Source organism: Paenibacillus lemnae (genome assembly GCF_012933385.1).
GTDB lineage: Bacteria > Bacillota > Bacilli > Paenibacillales > Paenibacillaceae > Paenibacillus_AQ > Paenibacillus_AQ lemnae.
This window is the reverse complement of record NZ_JABBPN010000001.1, coordinates 207,603-221,442: the sequence shown is the minus strand read 5'-3', so window position 1 is coordinate 221,442 and position 13,840 is coordinate 207,603. Positions and strand designations below refer to the sequence as shown.

Below are 13,840 nucleotides of genomic sequence, written 5' to 3'. Positions count from 1 at the left end.
TGACTATTGTGGAATCCAGCACCTCAGCCCGGGCATATGCCATCCACCCGGGCTGATTTTTCATGCCATTTACAGCTAACGGTTCAAGAATACTCCTTCTCAGAAATCGTGCTAAAAAAAGTATTTGATTAAAGTCATGCTTGCTTGTTTAATTATGAGTAAAGTCCCATAGTATGAAAGACCTATTATCTGGTTCGTTAAGCCCAAACCCAATACATTAATACAAAGAAGGTATTCCCATGACATACTTGGAACCGCTTCAGATGAACTGGCTGCAGCTCGCGATCGCATTTGTGGCAAGCCTGGTGGGAACGGCCGTCATCACACTCGGCTCGGTGCCCTCCCAGACGTCCGCCCGGCGAAGCCAATATCAAACCTTTTACCACATTACGGTATGGATCGGTGCCATAGCCTTCAGTTTGTCTCACATGTTTGTGCCGCTTGCTTTGAATGTACCTGTTGCACCGCATTATTACGTCATACATATCCTGTTTACATTCGCTGGCTGTTATGCTGCTACATACTTTGGCATCTGGTATGCCAGGCTCCCGCGGAACAAAACCGCACATTACATAAGAACCGGCTTTGCCATTGGCGCTACGATCCTGATTTTTGATTATTTAAACACCCTGTTTCTGTTTCGGGGCGCCATCGTATTCAGGCCCGGACTGCTTTTGCTGACGATTATTATCGTATTATTCTTATGTCCGGCGCTTGTCCGATTGCTGGCATTATCCAACCGCAACCGGGAACTGAATCTGTATTCAAAAACAACCATACCTGGCATTCTGCTCGTTGCTGCAGCGCTTATGGGATTCCCGATGCTGACCGCCTTCTCTGTTCTGCCTGTGGAGGGCACAACGGTGATCAGCTATGCGTTTTTGCTTCCTCATATTCTGACCATGCTTGTATCCATAGGCCTGCTGATGATTCCGGACACCTATCATGATACCCGTCAAAATGTTCAAAACCAGCGCATTATGGAGACAGAGCAGCATTATATGTCCCTGTTCGAGTATAATCCGGACTGTGTGCTTGCATTTGATGATAAAGGGATCATTACCATGCAGAATCGTCAAGCGGAACATCTGGCCAAGACGCTCGGCAGGCCGCTGGTCGGATTTGCTTTTAGCGATGTGGTTCAGGGTGAATCCCGCGAAGCCGCCGCTGCGCATTACAAGCAGGTTCTTCAGGGTAAATCGGCAGAGCTTGAACTTCAGGCCCCTGCAGCAGACGGTGCGCTGTTGACCTTATCCCTGACCTCACTTCCCATAGTGATCGAAGGTTCCTTACAGGGAGCCTATAGCATTATCAAGGACATCACCCGGAGTAAAAAAGATCAGGAGACCATCTGGCATCTCGCCTATGAAGACGAGCTTACCGGCTTGTCCAACCGGCGTTCCTTCCAAAATTTCCTGAGTGCATGCACTCAGCCTGAGGATGATGAGCCAGCTGGTGCATTCACCGTCTTTTTTATCGATCTGGATCGTTTCAAGCGGGTGAATGACCTGTTTGGCCATGCTTTTGGAGATGAAGTGATCAAGACAGCTGCTGCCAAGCTGAAAAGCTGTCTGCCGCCTCACGGAACGATTGCCCGCATGGGTGGGGACGAGTTCACCATATTGATTCCGGAACTGAATGAGCGGGAGGACATCGAACAATTGGGGTCCAGGCTTGTTGACGAATTTACACAGCCGTTTCCTGTCGGTCATCATACGGTCAAGCTGTCCGCATCGGTAGGCATTGCCCGCTATCCGGAGGATGGCAGCGATGCGGATCTCCTCATCAAACGTGCAGATGCCGCGATGTATGATGCCAAACAGAACGGCAGCGCGCAGTATCAGTTCTATGATGCCAAACGCGACCAGACCAGCATGGAACAGATCACGCTGGAGAATGACCTGGAAGATTCCATTCAGAAAAATCAGATGCAGCTGTACTACCAGCCCAAAATGGATATTCGCACAGGCGAGATGACCGGGGTAGAAGCCCTGCTGCGCTGGAATCATCCTGAGCTGGGGATGGTTCCTCCAGACCGATTCATCCCCTTAGCCGAGAAATCAGGCTTTATTGTTCCTCTGGAACAATGGGTACTGCGGACCGCGCTGGAACAGATCAAGCAGTGGGAAGCCGACGGCTACAGTGTCGTTCCGGTTGCTGTCAACATCTCGCAGATTCATCTGATGAAGCCGACGATCTTCCAATCTATTACCAGCACCATCAAGGAACTCGACTTCGACACCCGCCTGCTGGAGCTGGAAATTACGGAAAGTGCCATGATGTATAACGAAGAGCATGTCATTCAGATCCTGAACGATTTAAAAAGGGCAGGCATCTCCGTCTCGATGGATGATTTCGGAACAGGCTACAGTTCGCTCAGCTACCTGCACAGCCTTCCTATCCAGTGCCTGAAGATCGACCGTTCCTTCATCAAAAAGCTGACCACCGATGCTGACAGCAGAGCCATTGCCGAAATGATCATTTCCATGGCGAGACAGCTCAACCTCACCATCGTGGCCGAAGGCGTCGAAACCGAAGATCAGGTGGGGCTGCTGAAGGAACTGCAGTGCTTCAATGCCCAAGGTTACTTCTACAGCAAGCCGATGCCGGCTAATGATATGATCCACCAGTTTACGCCACCGCCGCCTGTTGCTATGTAATCATCGTTCCAATGAAAAAAAGACATGATACTGTCCGGGAGATCATCCCGGCACGATCATGCCTTTATTCTTTGACCCATACGTTAGTCATCTAGTCACGGCTGAAGATTTTGGAAAGCAGACGCAGCATCTCGATGTACAGCCATACTAACGTCACCACGAGACCGAACGCACCATACCATTCCATATACTTAGGCGCACCCTGCTGTGCTCCGTTTTCGATGAAGTCGAAATCCAGAACCAGATTCAGCGCAGCCACAATGACAATGACGATCGAGATCCCGATACCAATCGGGCTGCTTTCGTGCAGAAAGGGAACGGTAATCCCGAAGAACCCAAGCACAAAGCTCAGCAGGTACACCAGGGCGATTCCCCCAGTTGCAGCAATAACACCCAGCTTGAAGTTTTCGGTCACCTTGACGATCCGCAGTCTGTATACCAGGAGCAGAGCCACGAAAACACCCATGGTCAGCAGCGCTGCCTGCAGGGTGATTCCATCGTAGGCGTACTCATAATTGGCTGAAAGAGCACCCAGGAACAGCCCTTCCGCGACTGCGTAGAATGGCACCAGATAAGGCGCAGTTTTAGGCACGAAAGAAATAATAAGAGCTAGAATCAGTCCAACGACTAACCCGCCAATTGCATAGGGAAATACATTCTGTCCTTCAAAATACATTTTCCAGGAGCTGAAGGCTCCTGCCAGCAGCAGAACAAGCGTAATCAAGGTCCTGTGTACCGTGCCGTCAATCGTCATGCGTTTTTCCCCGGTATAGGAATGATCCCGCTCGAACGTACTCTCATTTAAGGTTGGATTCCCGCTTCTACCTATCAAATGATGCCACCTCTTCTTATTAATGGTTTTGCATCCATCATATCACTGACGGGCCCTTCCTGCATCCATATTTATTTAGCCAGCAAAAAAAAGATCTCATCAAACACCCGGAATCCGGGTAATGAATACATATCACCCGCAATAGAGAGGAATGTGTGTTTATGAAGCAGGCCATGATTATTATAAATCCTTCATCCGGGAAAGAGGAAGCTTTGAAACATGTCCAAACGGTGGAAGCCTTATTGCTGGATCAAGGCTTTGATGTCATCATAAAAGAAACCGCCAAGGAACTGGATGCGACCCACTTCTGCATTGCCGCATGTGACGATTGCTTTGACCTGGTCGTATCGATCGGCGGGGACGGCACCCTTCATGAGACCATCAATGGAATTATCGATCGAGATCATCGGCCTAAGCTCGGTATTGTGCCGCTTGGAACCGTCAATGACTTCGCACGTGCGCTCCATATTCCTTTAGATCCAGAAGAGGCCATTCAGACCCTGGCGTCCACAAACGTCAGAAAAGTGGATCTGGGCAGGCTCAATGATCAGCTGTTCGTCAATGTCGTAGCCGCCGGCTCCCTTGCCGAATCCCTGTCTGCTGTCACCTCGGAGGACAAATCCCGGTTCGGTTCGTTCGCTTACATAAAAGAAGGCCTGAAAGAGCTTGTAGGCAACCACTCGATTCCTATGACAATCGCGTATGATGATCAGGTATGGGAAGGCGAATCCCCGCTGTTTCTCGCTGCGCTGACCAATTCGGTCGGCGGATTTGAGAAGCTCGCGCCCGAAGCCTCCGTGGATGACGGCCTGCTGCACTGCTTTATCGTCAAGGATCTGGGTCTGTTCAATACCGTAACAGCCAGTATTTCCCTGCTGTTCGGCAGCTTGAAAAATCATAAGGACGTGATCTATTTCACAGCCAAGAAGGTGACCGTAACCTCCCCAGAACCTGTAAAAACGAATGTGGATGGTGAAGAAGGTCCCCCTCTGCCGATTGAGATGAACATTATGTCCCGGCTAGTGGAAGTGATCGTCCCGGAGGAAGAAATATCCTCCGAATAAGGTCAGCCGCAAAGCACAAAAAAAGGACTCAACCCTGCCTGGCGACGGGGTTGAGTCCTTTGTTATATGTGGAAGCATTCTGTCTATACCTGGGTCTGCAGGTATTCGTCCAGACGATCCCAGGTCTCCCGTGTTCCCTGTTCCATGCCCATTTCGAGCAGCTTTTGAAGCTGTTCCGGCTCATCGTATTTGGAGCGGTTAATGAGACGTGTCGCTCCGTCTTCTTCGATAAATGTCATTGTACAGAGGGTAGCCGGCATTTCTTTCGATTCATTGCCCTGTGCGTCCGAGAAATAATCAATGTATACGAACTCCTGCGGTTCATGGATCTCCTGATACACCCCTTTGCCCCAGGATTCGAAACCGTAAAAATCACCCTGATTCGGATCCATACATTTCATGCAGTAATGCCATACGCCTCCCGGACGGAAATCCACATCACACTTTGTCAGCTCCCAGCCTCGCGGACCCCACCAGTGCTTCAGATGCTCCGCCTCTGAAAACATTTTGAACACGAGCTCTCTCGGTGCCTGAAATACACGCTCCAGAATAAGTTCATTGCCTTCCACTTTGACCATAGTTTGATTTGACATCATGAATATCCTCCTTGAACATCCGTTATCGATCCTGCTTCTTATCCTTGCTTTGCAGCTGCTGAAGGTAATGATCTAGGTTGTCAAGCCGCTCCATCCATAGGTTCCGAAAGGCATTCAGCCAATGATCCATGGCCTGGAACGGTTCTGGCCGAAGAGAATAGCTGCGGCGGTTGGCCTCTGCCCGAACGTTCACGATGCCAGCTTCCAGCAGAACCCGCAGATGCTTGGATGTCTGAGGCTGCCTAAGGCACAGGGTCTCCGCAATCTCGCCCACCGTTAAAGGCCCCTCTGCCAAAAGCTCCACGATCTGCTGGCGTTTAGGCTCCGAAAGTGCGCTTAGTGCTGCCGTGTCCATCATCGTCTTACAGCCTGTATGCAACACAACACGTCACATCACCACTTTCCGCAAATTTCCTTTTCTCACACCGAATATACCATAACAGGAATATTCCTGTAAAGGAATATTATAAGCAAAGAACACTCTGCTTCCACCGATACCTCCGGTGACAGAGTGTACTGATCTTCATGGCGGCCCTTCCTCTCGGGCAGGAGCTGACAAGGAGCGGCTCACCTGGGTTTCCCAAACCTGCTGCAGCCGGTGAAGCGTCTGTTTGCGGTCTATTCCGCCGCCCACATAGGCCTGTAGCGGCTTGGCGAGCTCGGGGTTAGCGCCTGATGGCCACAGCGCATGCGCCCATGGAATGATCTCGCCTCGCTTCACATACCCATCAAGATCCGCGGCCAGCGGCCCGAGGTTTTCCGTCTTCAGATCCGTAAAAGCGGGAATGCTCTTGAACGAATCGACCAGGTATTTCTGTCCGTTCTCATGCAGCCAATTCAGGAACTGCTTGCTCTCCTCCAGATGAGGCGAGTTTTTGTTCAGCACATAATAGCCCGGCACACCTACAGGAAGCTTCGTTTCCAACGGGTTCTCACTGAGCGGAATGGCGAACATCCCCATTCGAATCTGCGGATTGATCTTGGTGATGGTCTCAATCGTCCATACCCCCTGCTGCATCATGGCGGACTTGCCTGTGGCAAAATCAGATACCTGATCGTCATAACTAATCAGCGTGGAGTCCCTTCCTTTACCGAAATCTGCCGTCATATCGAGCACATCAAAAAATCCGTTCATGTACGCAAGACCGTCCACCGTCGTCTCGCCCTGGTTCAGGCGCTGAATGGTTGAAATCGGATCCCTCTCGTAGGCAAATGGCAGATTTAACAGATGCTGGCCCAGGATCCACCACTCCTTGTAGCCTTCGGTGTACGAGGAAATTCCGGCCCCTTTCAATTTCTGATTGGCCTGCTTGAGTTCGCTGAGTGTCCTGGGTACCTGCTCAATGCCAGCCTTGGCGAATAGATCCTTGTTATAAATAAATCCATATCCTTCAAAAGAGATCGGGAACCCCAGCTTCTTCCCGTCCACCGTCATCCCCTGCACGGCAGCGGGCGCCACCTTAGACATCCAGGGTTCACCGGAGAGATCTGCCAGCCGCGGAGACCAGTCCTGCATATCGGTAAACGATTTGATGGAGAAAATATCCGGTGCCTCTCCTGCCGCAAATCGGGTGATCAGCGTTGTATCGTAATCCTTTAATACCTGGGCATCAATGATCACATCAGGGTGCTCACGCATGTAATCCTCCGCCATGGCCAGAACCTGCTCCGTAATTTCCACCTTGAATTGAAGCAGACGGATGGTCGTCTTGCTCTCCGGTTCAACCGGGGCAGCTGTAGACTGGTAGTCATCTTCCCGATCTCCTGATCCCATCACGAGATAACTCCCGGCTGCCAGCACAAGCAGAGCGGCCAGAAGGAAGGCCCGCCAGGTTTTGCTCATGTCACTGCCCCCTTCTGCTGCCCCTGCTTCCGGTACTGTACAGGCGAACAGCCGGTATGCTTCTTGAATACTTTGCCAAAATAGTTCTCATCGGCAAATCCCAGCCGTTCGGATATCTCACTTACCGGCATGCCGGTATGCATCAGCAGAGACATCGCCTTCTCCATCCGGAGCTCTGTCAGATAGGTAACCACCGTTGTATTGTACATCTCTTTAAATTTCTTCGAGATGTACTGCGGACTGAAATGAAAACGTTCGGAAAGGCTCGATAAAGAGATGTCTTCCTGATAGTGCTGATTCATATAATCCCGCATGGATTCCACACTCCGGGTACCCGTGCTTTCACTGCCCGACTCTTCCATGAGGCGCCACCACTGCTGCAGCTGCAAGCGCTCCCACTCTTCCAGGTCGCAGATCCACAGCGGCAGCTGCAAATCCGCCCTGCTCTGACCCCCATGATGCAGACGGCTGGCATGATCAAGCAGCAGATTCCCTTCCATGGTGTACGCCTGCAGCTCCTTCAGCGTCAGACTTCCCCGTTCACGGATAGACCTTACAAACGATCCGATCAGCTCAGCTGCATAGGCTTTGTTCCCGCTATGCAATGCCGCTTCCAGCAGAACCTGTTGATCAGACAAACGAAGAACGGGACTCCTCTCAGCCGGGACTGCACCAGAATCCAGAACCGGGGAGTTCAGCAGAGAGATTCTGGCTTCGCTCAATGCCCTGGGCAGATGCTCCACCAACGCTTCTTCCTCCGCAGACCCTGTAAATACGGTCAAGCCGAGTGTTCTCCTCCAGGCATCGGATAATGCCCGGATGGTTATATGCGACCCTGACGCCGGCAGGCTCCGGGTACCTTCTGACATCAGCAGCACCCATTGATGGGAGTCCAGCCGGCAGAAGGAATAGGCTCCGCAGGAAGTCAGCACTTCTTGTGCGATGTTATGCACTGCGAATACAAACAGCTCGGCGTCCCCGTCGAAACGCCGGTTCACGATCTCGGTCCGGTTGCGCGGCAGAATCAGCGTTATCCGAACACCCTCTTCCAGGCGGCCAAGGCTGTTCAGAAGACTGCGAATTCCTTCATGATACGGAATCTCGCCTTTCAAATAAGCGGCCAGCCGCTGCTCCTCCAGCAGGGCATCCACCTGCTTCATTCGATAGGCAGTTTCCCGGCGGCCCGAGCGGCTGGACTGCTTCTCCTCCCAGACGGAAACCGCCTTGGCCAGTGCACGCTCCAGATCGCTCTTGCGGAATGGCTTCAGCAAATAGTCGACACCCCACGCACGTATCGCTGCCTGGGTATAACGAAAATCATCATGGCCGCTGATGACAATCACCTGCACATCCCCGTTCTCCTCCCGAAGCCTTTGAAGCAGTTCGGTTCCATCCATCCGGGGCATACTCATATCACAAAAAATCACTGCAGGACGGTGCTCACGCATCAGCTTCATCGCTTCCATGCCGTCACCAGCCATCAACCGCTGCGTAATGCCGTACTGTTGCCAGTCTATGGACAGCTCGATCGCTTCCCGAACATGTTCCTCATCATCTACAATCAATACCTTCATGCTGATTCCTCCTCCCTTTTCCCTGAGGACAACGCTTCTTCCCAGAGGTACTCCTGCGGAATGCAGAGCTGAATCACCGTCTCTTCATAAGGGGTGCTGCGGATGTCCCAACCAAATCCCCCTTCGTACCGCAGGCGCAGCCGTTCCAGCACATTGATCAGCCCGATGCCGGTTTCCTTGCCTGCAGTCCGGTGCCTTCCGCCATATTCCCTGCGAATGCTCTCGATGGTTTCCCTGGTCATTCCCTTTCCATTGTCCATGACCCGGATGATCAGCTCCTGATGAAGCTCAATGCTGATATGAATGCTTCCCGAACCATGGCCCCGCTCGATCCCGTGAATGATGCTGTTTTCGACGAGCGGCTGAAGAATCATTTTGGGAACAGGAATATGGAGGGCATCCGGCGCACAGGACATTGTATATGACAGACGATTTTTAAATCTCCCCAGCTGCAGGGACATGTAATGCTCAATATGCTCAATCTCTTTTTTCAAAGGTACAGTTTCCGTGCTTATATCCATGCTGTAACGCAAGATGAAGCCCAGTTCGGCAATCTTGTCGTTCACATCATGGGCGCCCTGCCGCAAAGCCAGCGTTCCAATAGACTGCAGCGAATTATATAAAAAATGGGGATTGATCTGGGCCTGCAGCATTTTCAGCCGGGCCGTCGTCAGTTCCAGACGGTGGCGGTACTCCCGGTTCATCAAATCATCCAGACCCCGGATCATGGCCTGAAAACGGTGCTCCAGCACACCAAGCTCATCCTGCCGTGCAGGAATAGGCTGCATATCAAAGTTTCCCGATTGAACCTGGGCAATACTTCGGACAAGCCTCTTAATCGGAGACATGAACATATACGACAGCAAAAATGAACAGATCAGCACCAGAGCTGTCATAATCAACGGAATGACGAGGGACTGCCGAAGACTCCGGTCAGCCGCTTCATTCATCACTGCGGAAGGAATGAACTTGACCAAAGTCAGCGGCATGCCTTTATAATCATTGCTTACATGCACCATAACACCCGGCTGACCCTTCCACTCCGCCCTGAGAGCACCGCGTGCTCCGCTTCCGGCAGCCGCAGCGGCTTGCGCTTCTTGTTCAGATGTCACTGAGCCATCGGAGGAATACAGCAGCTGCCGGTCTTTACGAATCATCAGAAAAACCTGCTCTCCCTCTGATGCCGCCCCGGACCGCACCAGCTGCTCCAGTTCATCGGATCCGATATACATCGTCAGCACACCTAACAGCGTGGTCCTTGGATAATCAATAATGGGCTTGTGAAATGCAAGCAGCCGTTCCCCGTTCATGGATACGACTTCGTAGCCGTAAGTCTCCCCCCACCCTTCCGGGTCATTCTCCGGCGTGGACCCGGTTCCGGAGGTGTACCCCTCTCCCAAACGCAGGAACGCCGAGTTGGTGTACACTTCCCCCGTATGCGCACTCGAAAAGCGTACCGCCCGAAACTCCGGACGCTCCTTGGAGATGGTATAGACCTGGTTGGATATATACAGCCTTTCCGCATAGTCCGGCGGCGAAGGAGATCTTAAATAACCCATCATCACGGGGTCAAAATAAAAAGACAGCGTGATCTGATCCAGATTATCCAGATAGCGCTGCAGATAATAGGTGCTGCTGTCCATCGCCTGCCGATTGATATCCGCAATCTGGCTCTGCACGGAACTTGTCGTCGTCCGGTAAGAGATGATAATCGATACACTCAGCGGGATCATCGCGCATACAAGCATGCCAAGCAGTAATTTTGTCAGCAGACTTTTCTTTAGCCACATAGCTTTCCTCCTGCATCCGTGTTCCGGTCACGGTGTCGTTCATAACTAGCTTTATGCGCCCATCTTCTGTACTACATTTCGACAGGTAAAATGTTCCTCCTGCCAAAGCCCTGAAAAGAAAAATAAAGGGGTGACTTAGCGTCACACCCTTAACCTTCTAACCTTTAACCGCGCCTGCCACGACGCCTTCAATGATATAGCGCTGACAGAACAGGTAGAATACGACTACCGGTACAATGGCCAGAACGAGCATGGCCATCATCGCACCCATGTCGATGGAGCCGTAACCGCCTTTCAGATATTGAATTGCAATCGGAATCGTCTTGTATTCTGTGCCGATGACCAGATATGGAAGCAAGTAGTCATTCCAGATCCACATCACATTCAGTATGGCCACCGTAATGGCGATCGGCTTCAGAATCGGAAAGACAACCTTGAAGAACATTTCCCGGGGGTTGCCTCCGTCAATCATGACAGCCTCCTCGATTTCAATCGGAATGGACTTTACAAAGCCGGAATACAGGAAGACGGACAGACCGCAGCCAAAGCCCAGATAAATAATAATGATGCCCAGCGGATTATCCAGGTTGAGTACATTGGCCACTTTCGTCATTGTAAACATGACCATCTGAAAAGGAACGATCATGGAGAATACGAAGGAGAAGTAGAGCATTTTGCTGAATCGGCTTTTCACACGGGTAATATACCAGGCTGTCATGGCTGTCAGCCATACGATGACCGCAACCGAGAATACGGTAATAAACAGCGACATCCCAAAGGCGTTGAAGAAGTTGGTCTTCTCCAGGCCGCTTACATAGTTCTCCAATCCGACATAGGTGGTGCTGTCTGGAAGTTTAAACGGCGCGTCACTGATGTAAAATTTCCCCTTGAAGGAGTTCATGACCACGATCAGGATCGGCGACAGGAATACAGCAATCAAGGCCAGAAACAGAACAAAGATGGAGTTGTCTCTGACGGTCTCTCTCTGCATTATTGCTCAACCTCCCTTCTTCTGGTTGCAGATAACTGGATCATGGCGATGAGCGCGACCAATACGAAGAACACAACCGCTTTAGCCTGACCTACCCCTTCCCAGCCCGGTGTCCCGTAAAAGGTATTGTAAATATCCAGGGCCAGCATCGTCGTTTCCTTGGCCGGTGCCCCTGCTGTCAGCGCCAAATTCTGGTCAAACAGCTTCAGGGAATTGGTCATCGTCAGAAACAAACAGATGGTAATCGCCGGCATAATCATCGGAATGGTGATATGGCGCACGATCGCCCAGCGATCCGCACCCTCGATCTTGGCTACTTCAAACAGGTCTTTCGGAATACTCTGAATGCCCGCAATATAGATGACCATCATGTATCCGATAAGCTGCCAGCTCATTAATACGACCAGTCCCCAGAAGCCATACTTGGCATCATAGGTCAGTGTAACTTCGTAGCGGTACAAGATACCGTTCAGAATGAGCTGCCAGATGTAGCCGAGCACGATGCCGCCGATCAGGTTCGGCATGAACAGAGCCGTACGAAACAGGTTCGTGCCCCGTTTACCGCGTGTGAGCAGCAGCGCCAGCAGAAAGGCCAGGATATTGACCGTAATCATGGAGACCACGGTGAATTTCCCCGTAAACCATAGGGCATTCTGGAAATCCTGGTTGGCAAACGCTTTGGAATAATTGCTGAGGCCTACCCATGTAGCATCATTCACCGTCGTGAATTCGGTAAATGACAGATAGATGCCCATCACAAACGGTACGATGAACAGGGCCGTAAATGCGAGCAGGGTCGGAAACGTGAACAGTATGAAATATCTTTTGATTGATTTCTCCATTTTGACTCTCCTATCGCCGTTGAAATCCGAAAGAGAAGCGCCACTACGCACATGAGGTACGCAGTGGCTTGAACTTTGAACATCTTATTGGCTTGTTTTGGCCTTCTCAGCTTTCCAGCTTTCCTGTACCGTGCCCGCTACCTGCTCCCATGTTGCTTTGCCTTGTGCATATTGCAGCAGAGCATCACCGAATTGGTTTTTGAAGTCTTCACTCGGGAAGGCTGCAAATGTCCAGGCAACGGATGTTTTGCCTTGATCCATCCAGTTCGTTACTTCTTTTGCCAGCGGATCAGCAGGCTTCTCGTCATCAGCAAATGTGTTGAATGGTGCGATAAAGCCCAGTTCCTTCACGATATACTCTTTCCCTTTGTCACTGGAGAACAACCACTCCAGGAACGCGAGCGAAGCTTCCTGCTTCTCAGGGGACACTTTACTGTTGATGGAGAAATAGTTCTCAGTACCAACAGCCAGGCCTTGCTCTTCTTCACCGTCAATACCTGTGTAGATAGGCAGGAATTTGATATCCTCTGACTTTACTGTGTTGCCGCCGACTTCACTGATTTGGGACCAAGCCCAGTTTCCGTTCTGCACCATCGCTGCTTGACCGAGTGCGAATTCTGCCATCGAGTCAGCAACCGACTTGCTGCCCAGCATGGAGCTCTTGCTTACAGAGTTGTTAATGTAGAGATCGAAAATATTTTTGTAATTGCTGCCGTATTTGAATTCAATTTCCTTAGCATCCAGACCAGCAAGTACGGTGTTGTCGAACCCGTCCATGTCATTGAACTCATAGTAGAGCGGGAGGTTTGCCAAGTGTGTCTGCCATCTCCACTGCTCACCAGGAGCCAGGGAAGTGGATGCGAATACACCCTTGATGCCCAGTGCATCTTTCTTCGCCGTCATGTCCTCTACCACCGCTTTAAGGGTAGCAAAGTTGTTGATTTCGGATGCCGATGAGATGGATACCGCTTTGTCAGCCATTTCGAAGTATTTCTTCATCACAGCGTCATTATAGATAATGCCGTAGCCTTCAACAACGTAAGGAATACCGTAAACGCCATCACCGCTCTTCACGGCAAGGCTTTGGTCGGACAGGAAGCTGTACAGCTTGGAATCCTTCAAGTCTGCTGTGTAGTCCTTCCAGTTGTTGTAGCCGACAGGTCCGTTAATTTGAAAAATGGTCGGCGGATCGGATTTTGCAACTTCGGATTTCAACGTCGTTTCGTATGTTCCGGCTGCTGCGGTCACCACTTTTACTTTAATGCCGGTCTCTGCCTCATAATCCTTGGCAATTTTCTCATAGACCTGTGCAATTTCAGGTTTGAAGTTCAGGAAGTAAATTTCATCTACCTTCGCTGTCTCGGTCTTCGGAGGAGTTTCTCCGGTTGTTTTGGCAGGTTCAGTGCCTCCAGAATTGTTATTATTACAGCCGACAGCGAGTCCCATCGTCAATGTGAGTCCGAGCACCAGGCTCATGAATTTTTTGGTCTTTCTCACGTTTTTAATCCCCCTTGACCTGATTTGGTTTTTAAGAATCACGGTCTGCAGCGACTCCATGTGTAAGTTATAGCATGACAGAATATCCCAACACATCGGAATATCCTCGCATGAACAAGGAACATTTTCGCCTCCTTATGACTGAGCCGGG

At 50.9% G+C, this 13,840-nt stretch carries 11 protein-coding genes; 2 read left to right on the top strand and 9 right to left on the bottom strand.

Going from position 1 to position 13,840, the window contains the following annotated elements:
- Positions 1 to 239: 239 nt before the first annotated feature.
- Entirely contained in the window at positions 240 to 2,660 is a 2,421-nt protein-coding gene (locus HII30_RS01030; RefSeq protein ID WP_169503064.1) for a putative bifunctional diguanylate cyclase/phosphodiesterase, read from the top strand.
- Positions 2,661 to 2,751: 91 nt separating this feature from the next.
- On the opposite strand, the gene HII30_RS01025 is transcribed toward HII30_RS01030, so the two are convergent.
- The gene (locus tag HII30_RS01025; RefSeq protein WP_169503063.1) at positions 2,752 to 3,492 is read right to left on the bottom strand and encodes a Bax inhibitor-1/YccA family protein; all 741 of its coding nucleotides are present in this window, start codon (positions 3,490 to 3,492) and stop codon (positions 2,752 to 2,754) included.
- Positions 3,493 to 3,653: 161 nt separating this feature from the next.
- On the opposite strand from HII30_RS01025, the gene HII30_RS01020 reads away from it, so the two are divergent.
- Entirely contained in the window at positions 3,654 to 4,556 is a 903-nt protein-coding gene (locus HII30_RS01020) for a diacylglycerol/lipid kinase family protein (protein WP_169503062.1), read from the top strand.
- A gap of 83 nt (positions 4,557 to 4,639) precedes the next feature.
- Here the strand turns inward: HII30_RS01020 and HII30_RS01015 are convergent, their stop codons facing one another.
- The 8 genes from HII30_RS01015 to HII30_RS00980 form a co-directional block, all read right to left on the bottom strand.
- Positions 4,640 to 5,149, bottom strand: a complete 510-nt coding sequence (locus tag HII30_RS01015) for an SRPBCC domain-containing protein (protein ID WP_169503061.1) — start codon at positions 5,147 to 5,149, stop codon at positions 4,640 to 4,642.
- Positions 5,150 to 5,174: 25 nt separating this feature from the next.
- Positions 5,175 to 5,510 (bottom strand): ArsR/SmtB family transcription factor, encoded by a 336-nt coding sequence (locus HII30_RS01010; RefSeq protein WP_169503255.1) that lies wholly within the window; start codon positions 5,508 to 5,510, stop codon positions 5,175 to 5,177.
- Positions 5,511 to 5,675: 165 nt separating this feature from the next.
- A complete protein-coding gene (locus HII30_RS01005; RefSeq protein ID WP_169503060.1) occupies positions 5,676 to 6,995 on the bottom strand; it encodes an ABC transporter substrate-binding protein in 1,320 nt (439 codons plus the stop codon).
- Positions 6,992 to 8,569 carry a response regulator transcription factor gene (locus HII30_RS01000; protein ID WP_169503059.1) on the bottom strand — a complete coding sequence of 526 codons (1,578 nt, stop codon included), beginning with the start codon at positions 8,567 to 8,569 and terminating at the stop codon, positions 6,992 to 6,994. The genes HII30_RS01005 and HII30_RS01000 overlap by 4 nt, the downstream gene beginning before the upstream one ends.
- Positions 8,566 to 10,359 carry a cache domain-containing sensor histidine kinase gene (locus HII30_RS00995; RefSeq protein ID WP_169503058.1) on the bottom strand — a complete coding sequence of 598 codons (1,794 nt, stop codon included), beginning with the start codon at positions 10,357 to 10,359 and terminating at the stop codon, positions 8,566 to 8,568. Before HII30_RS00995 ends, HII30_RS01000 begins: the two co-directional genes overlap by 4 nt.
- 157 nt (positions 10,360 to 10,516) lie before the next feature.
- A complete protein-coding gene (locus HII30_RS00990) occupies positions 10,517 to 11,350 on the bottom strand; it encodes a carbohydrate ABC transporter permease (protein WP_169503057.1) in 834 nt (277 codons plus the stop codon).
- Positions 11,350 to 12,192 (bottom strand): carbohydrate ABC transporter permease, encoded by an 843-nt coding sequence (locus HII30_RS00985; RefSeq protein WP_169503056.1) that lies wholly within the window; start codon positions 12,190 to 12,192, stop codon positions 11,350 to 11,352. The genes HII30_RS00990 and HII30_RS00985 overlap by 1 nt, the downstream gene beginning before the upstream one ends.
- Positions 12,193 to 12,276: 84 nt before the next feature.
- A complete protein-coding gene (locus tag HII30_RS00980) occupies positions 12,277 to 13,689 on the bottom strand; it encodes an ABC transporter substrate-binding protein (protein WP_343045029.1) in 1,413 nt (470 codons plus the stop codon).
- Positions 13,690 to 13,840 lie beyond the last annotated feature (151 nt).

What these genes read in the sequence shown, in the direction of transcription:
- HII30_RS01030 (WP_169503064.1), top strand. Translation starts at nt 240, where the DNA reads ATGACATACTTGGAACCGCTTCAGATGAACTGGCTGCAGCTCGCGATC.
- HII30_RS01020 (WP_169503062.1), top strand. Translation starts at nt 3,654, where the DNA reads ATGAAGCAGGCCATGATTATTATAAATCCTTCATCCGGGAAAGAGGAA.
- HII30_RS01015 (WP_169503061.1), bottom strand. Translation starts at nt 5,149, where the DNA reads ATGTCAAATCAAACTATGGTCAAAGTGGAAGGCAATGAACTTATTCTG.
- HII30_RS01010 (WP_169503255.1), bottom strand. Translation starts at nt 5,510, where the DNA reads ATGATGGACACGGCAGCACTAAGCGCACTTTCGGAGCCTAAACGCCAG.
- HII30_RS01005 (WP_169503060.1), bottom strand. Translation starts at nt 6,995, where the DNA reads ATGAGCAAAACCTGGCGGGCCTTCCTTCTGGCCGCTCTGCTTGTGCTG.
- HII30_RS01000 (WP_169503059.1), bottom strand. Translation starts at nt 8,569, where the DNA reads ATGAAGGTATTGATTGTAGATGATGAGGAACATGTTCGGGAAGCGATC.
- HII30_RS00995 (WP_169503058.1), bottom strand. Translation starts at nt 10,359, where the DNA reads ATGTGGCTAAAGAAAAGTCTGCTGACAAAATTACTGCTTGGCATGCTT.
- HII30_RS00990 (WP_169503057.1), bottom strand. Translation starts at nt 11,350, where the DNA reads ATGCAGAGAGAGACCGTCAGAGACAACTCCATCTTTGTTCTGTTTCTG.
- HII30_RS00985 (WP_169503056.1), bottom strand. Translation starts at nt 12,192, where the DNA reads ATGGAGAAATCAATCAAAAGATATTTCATACTGTTCACGTTTCCGACC.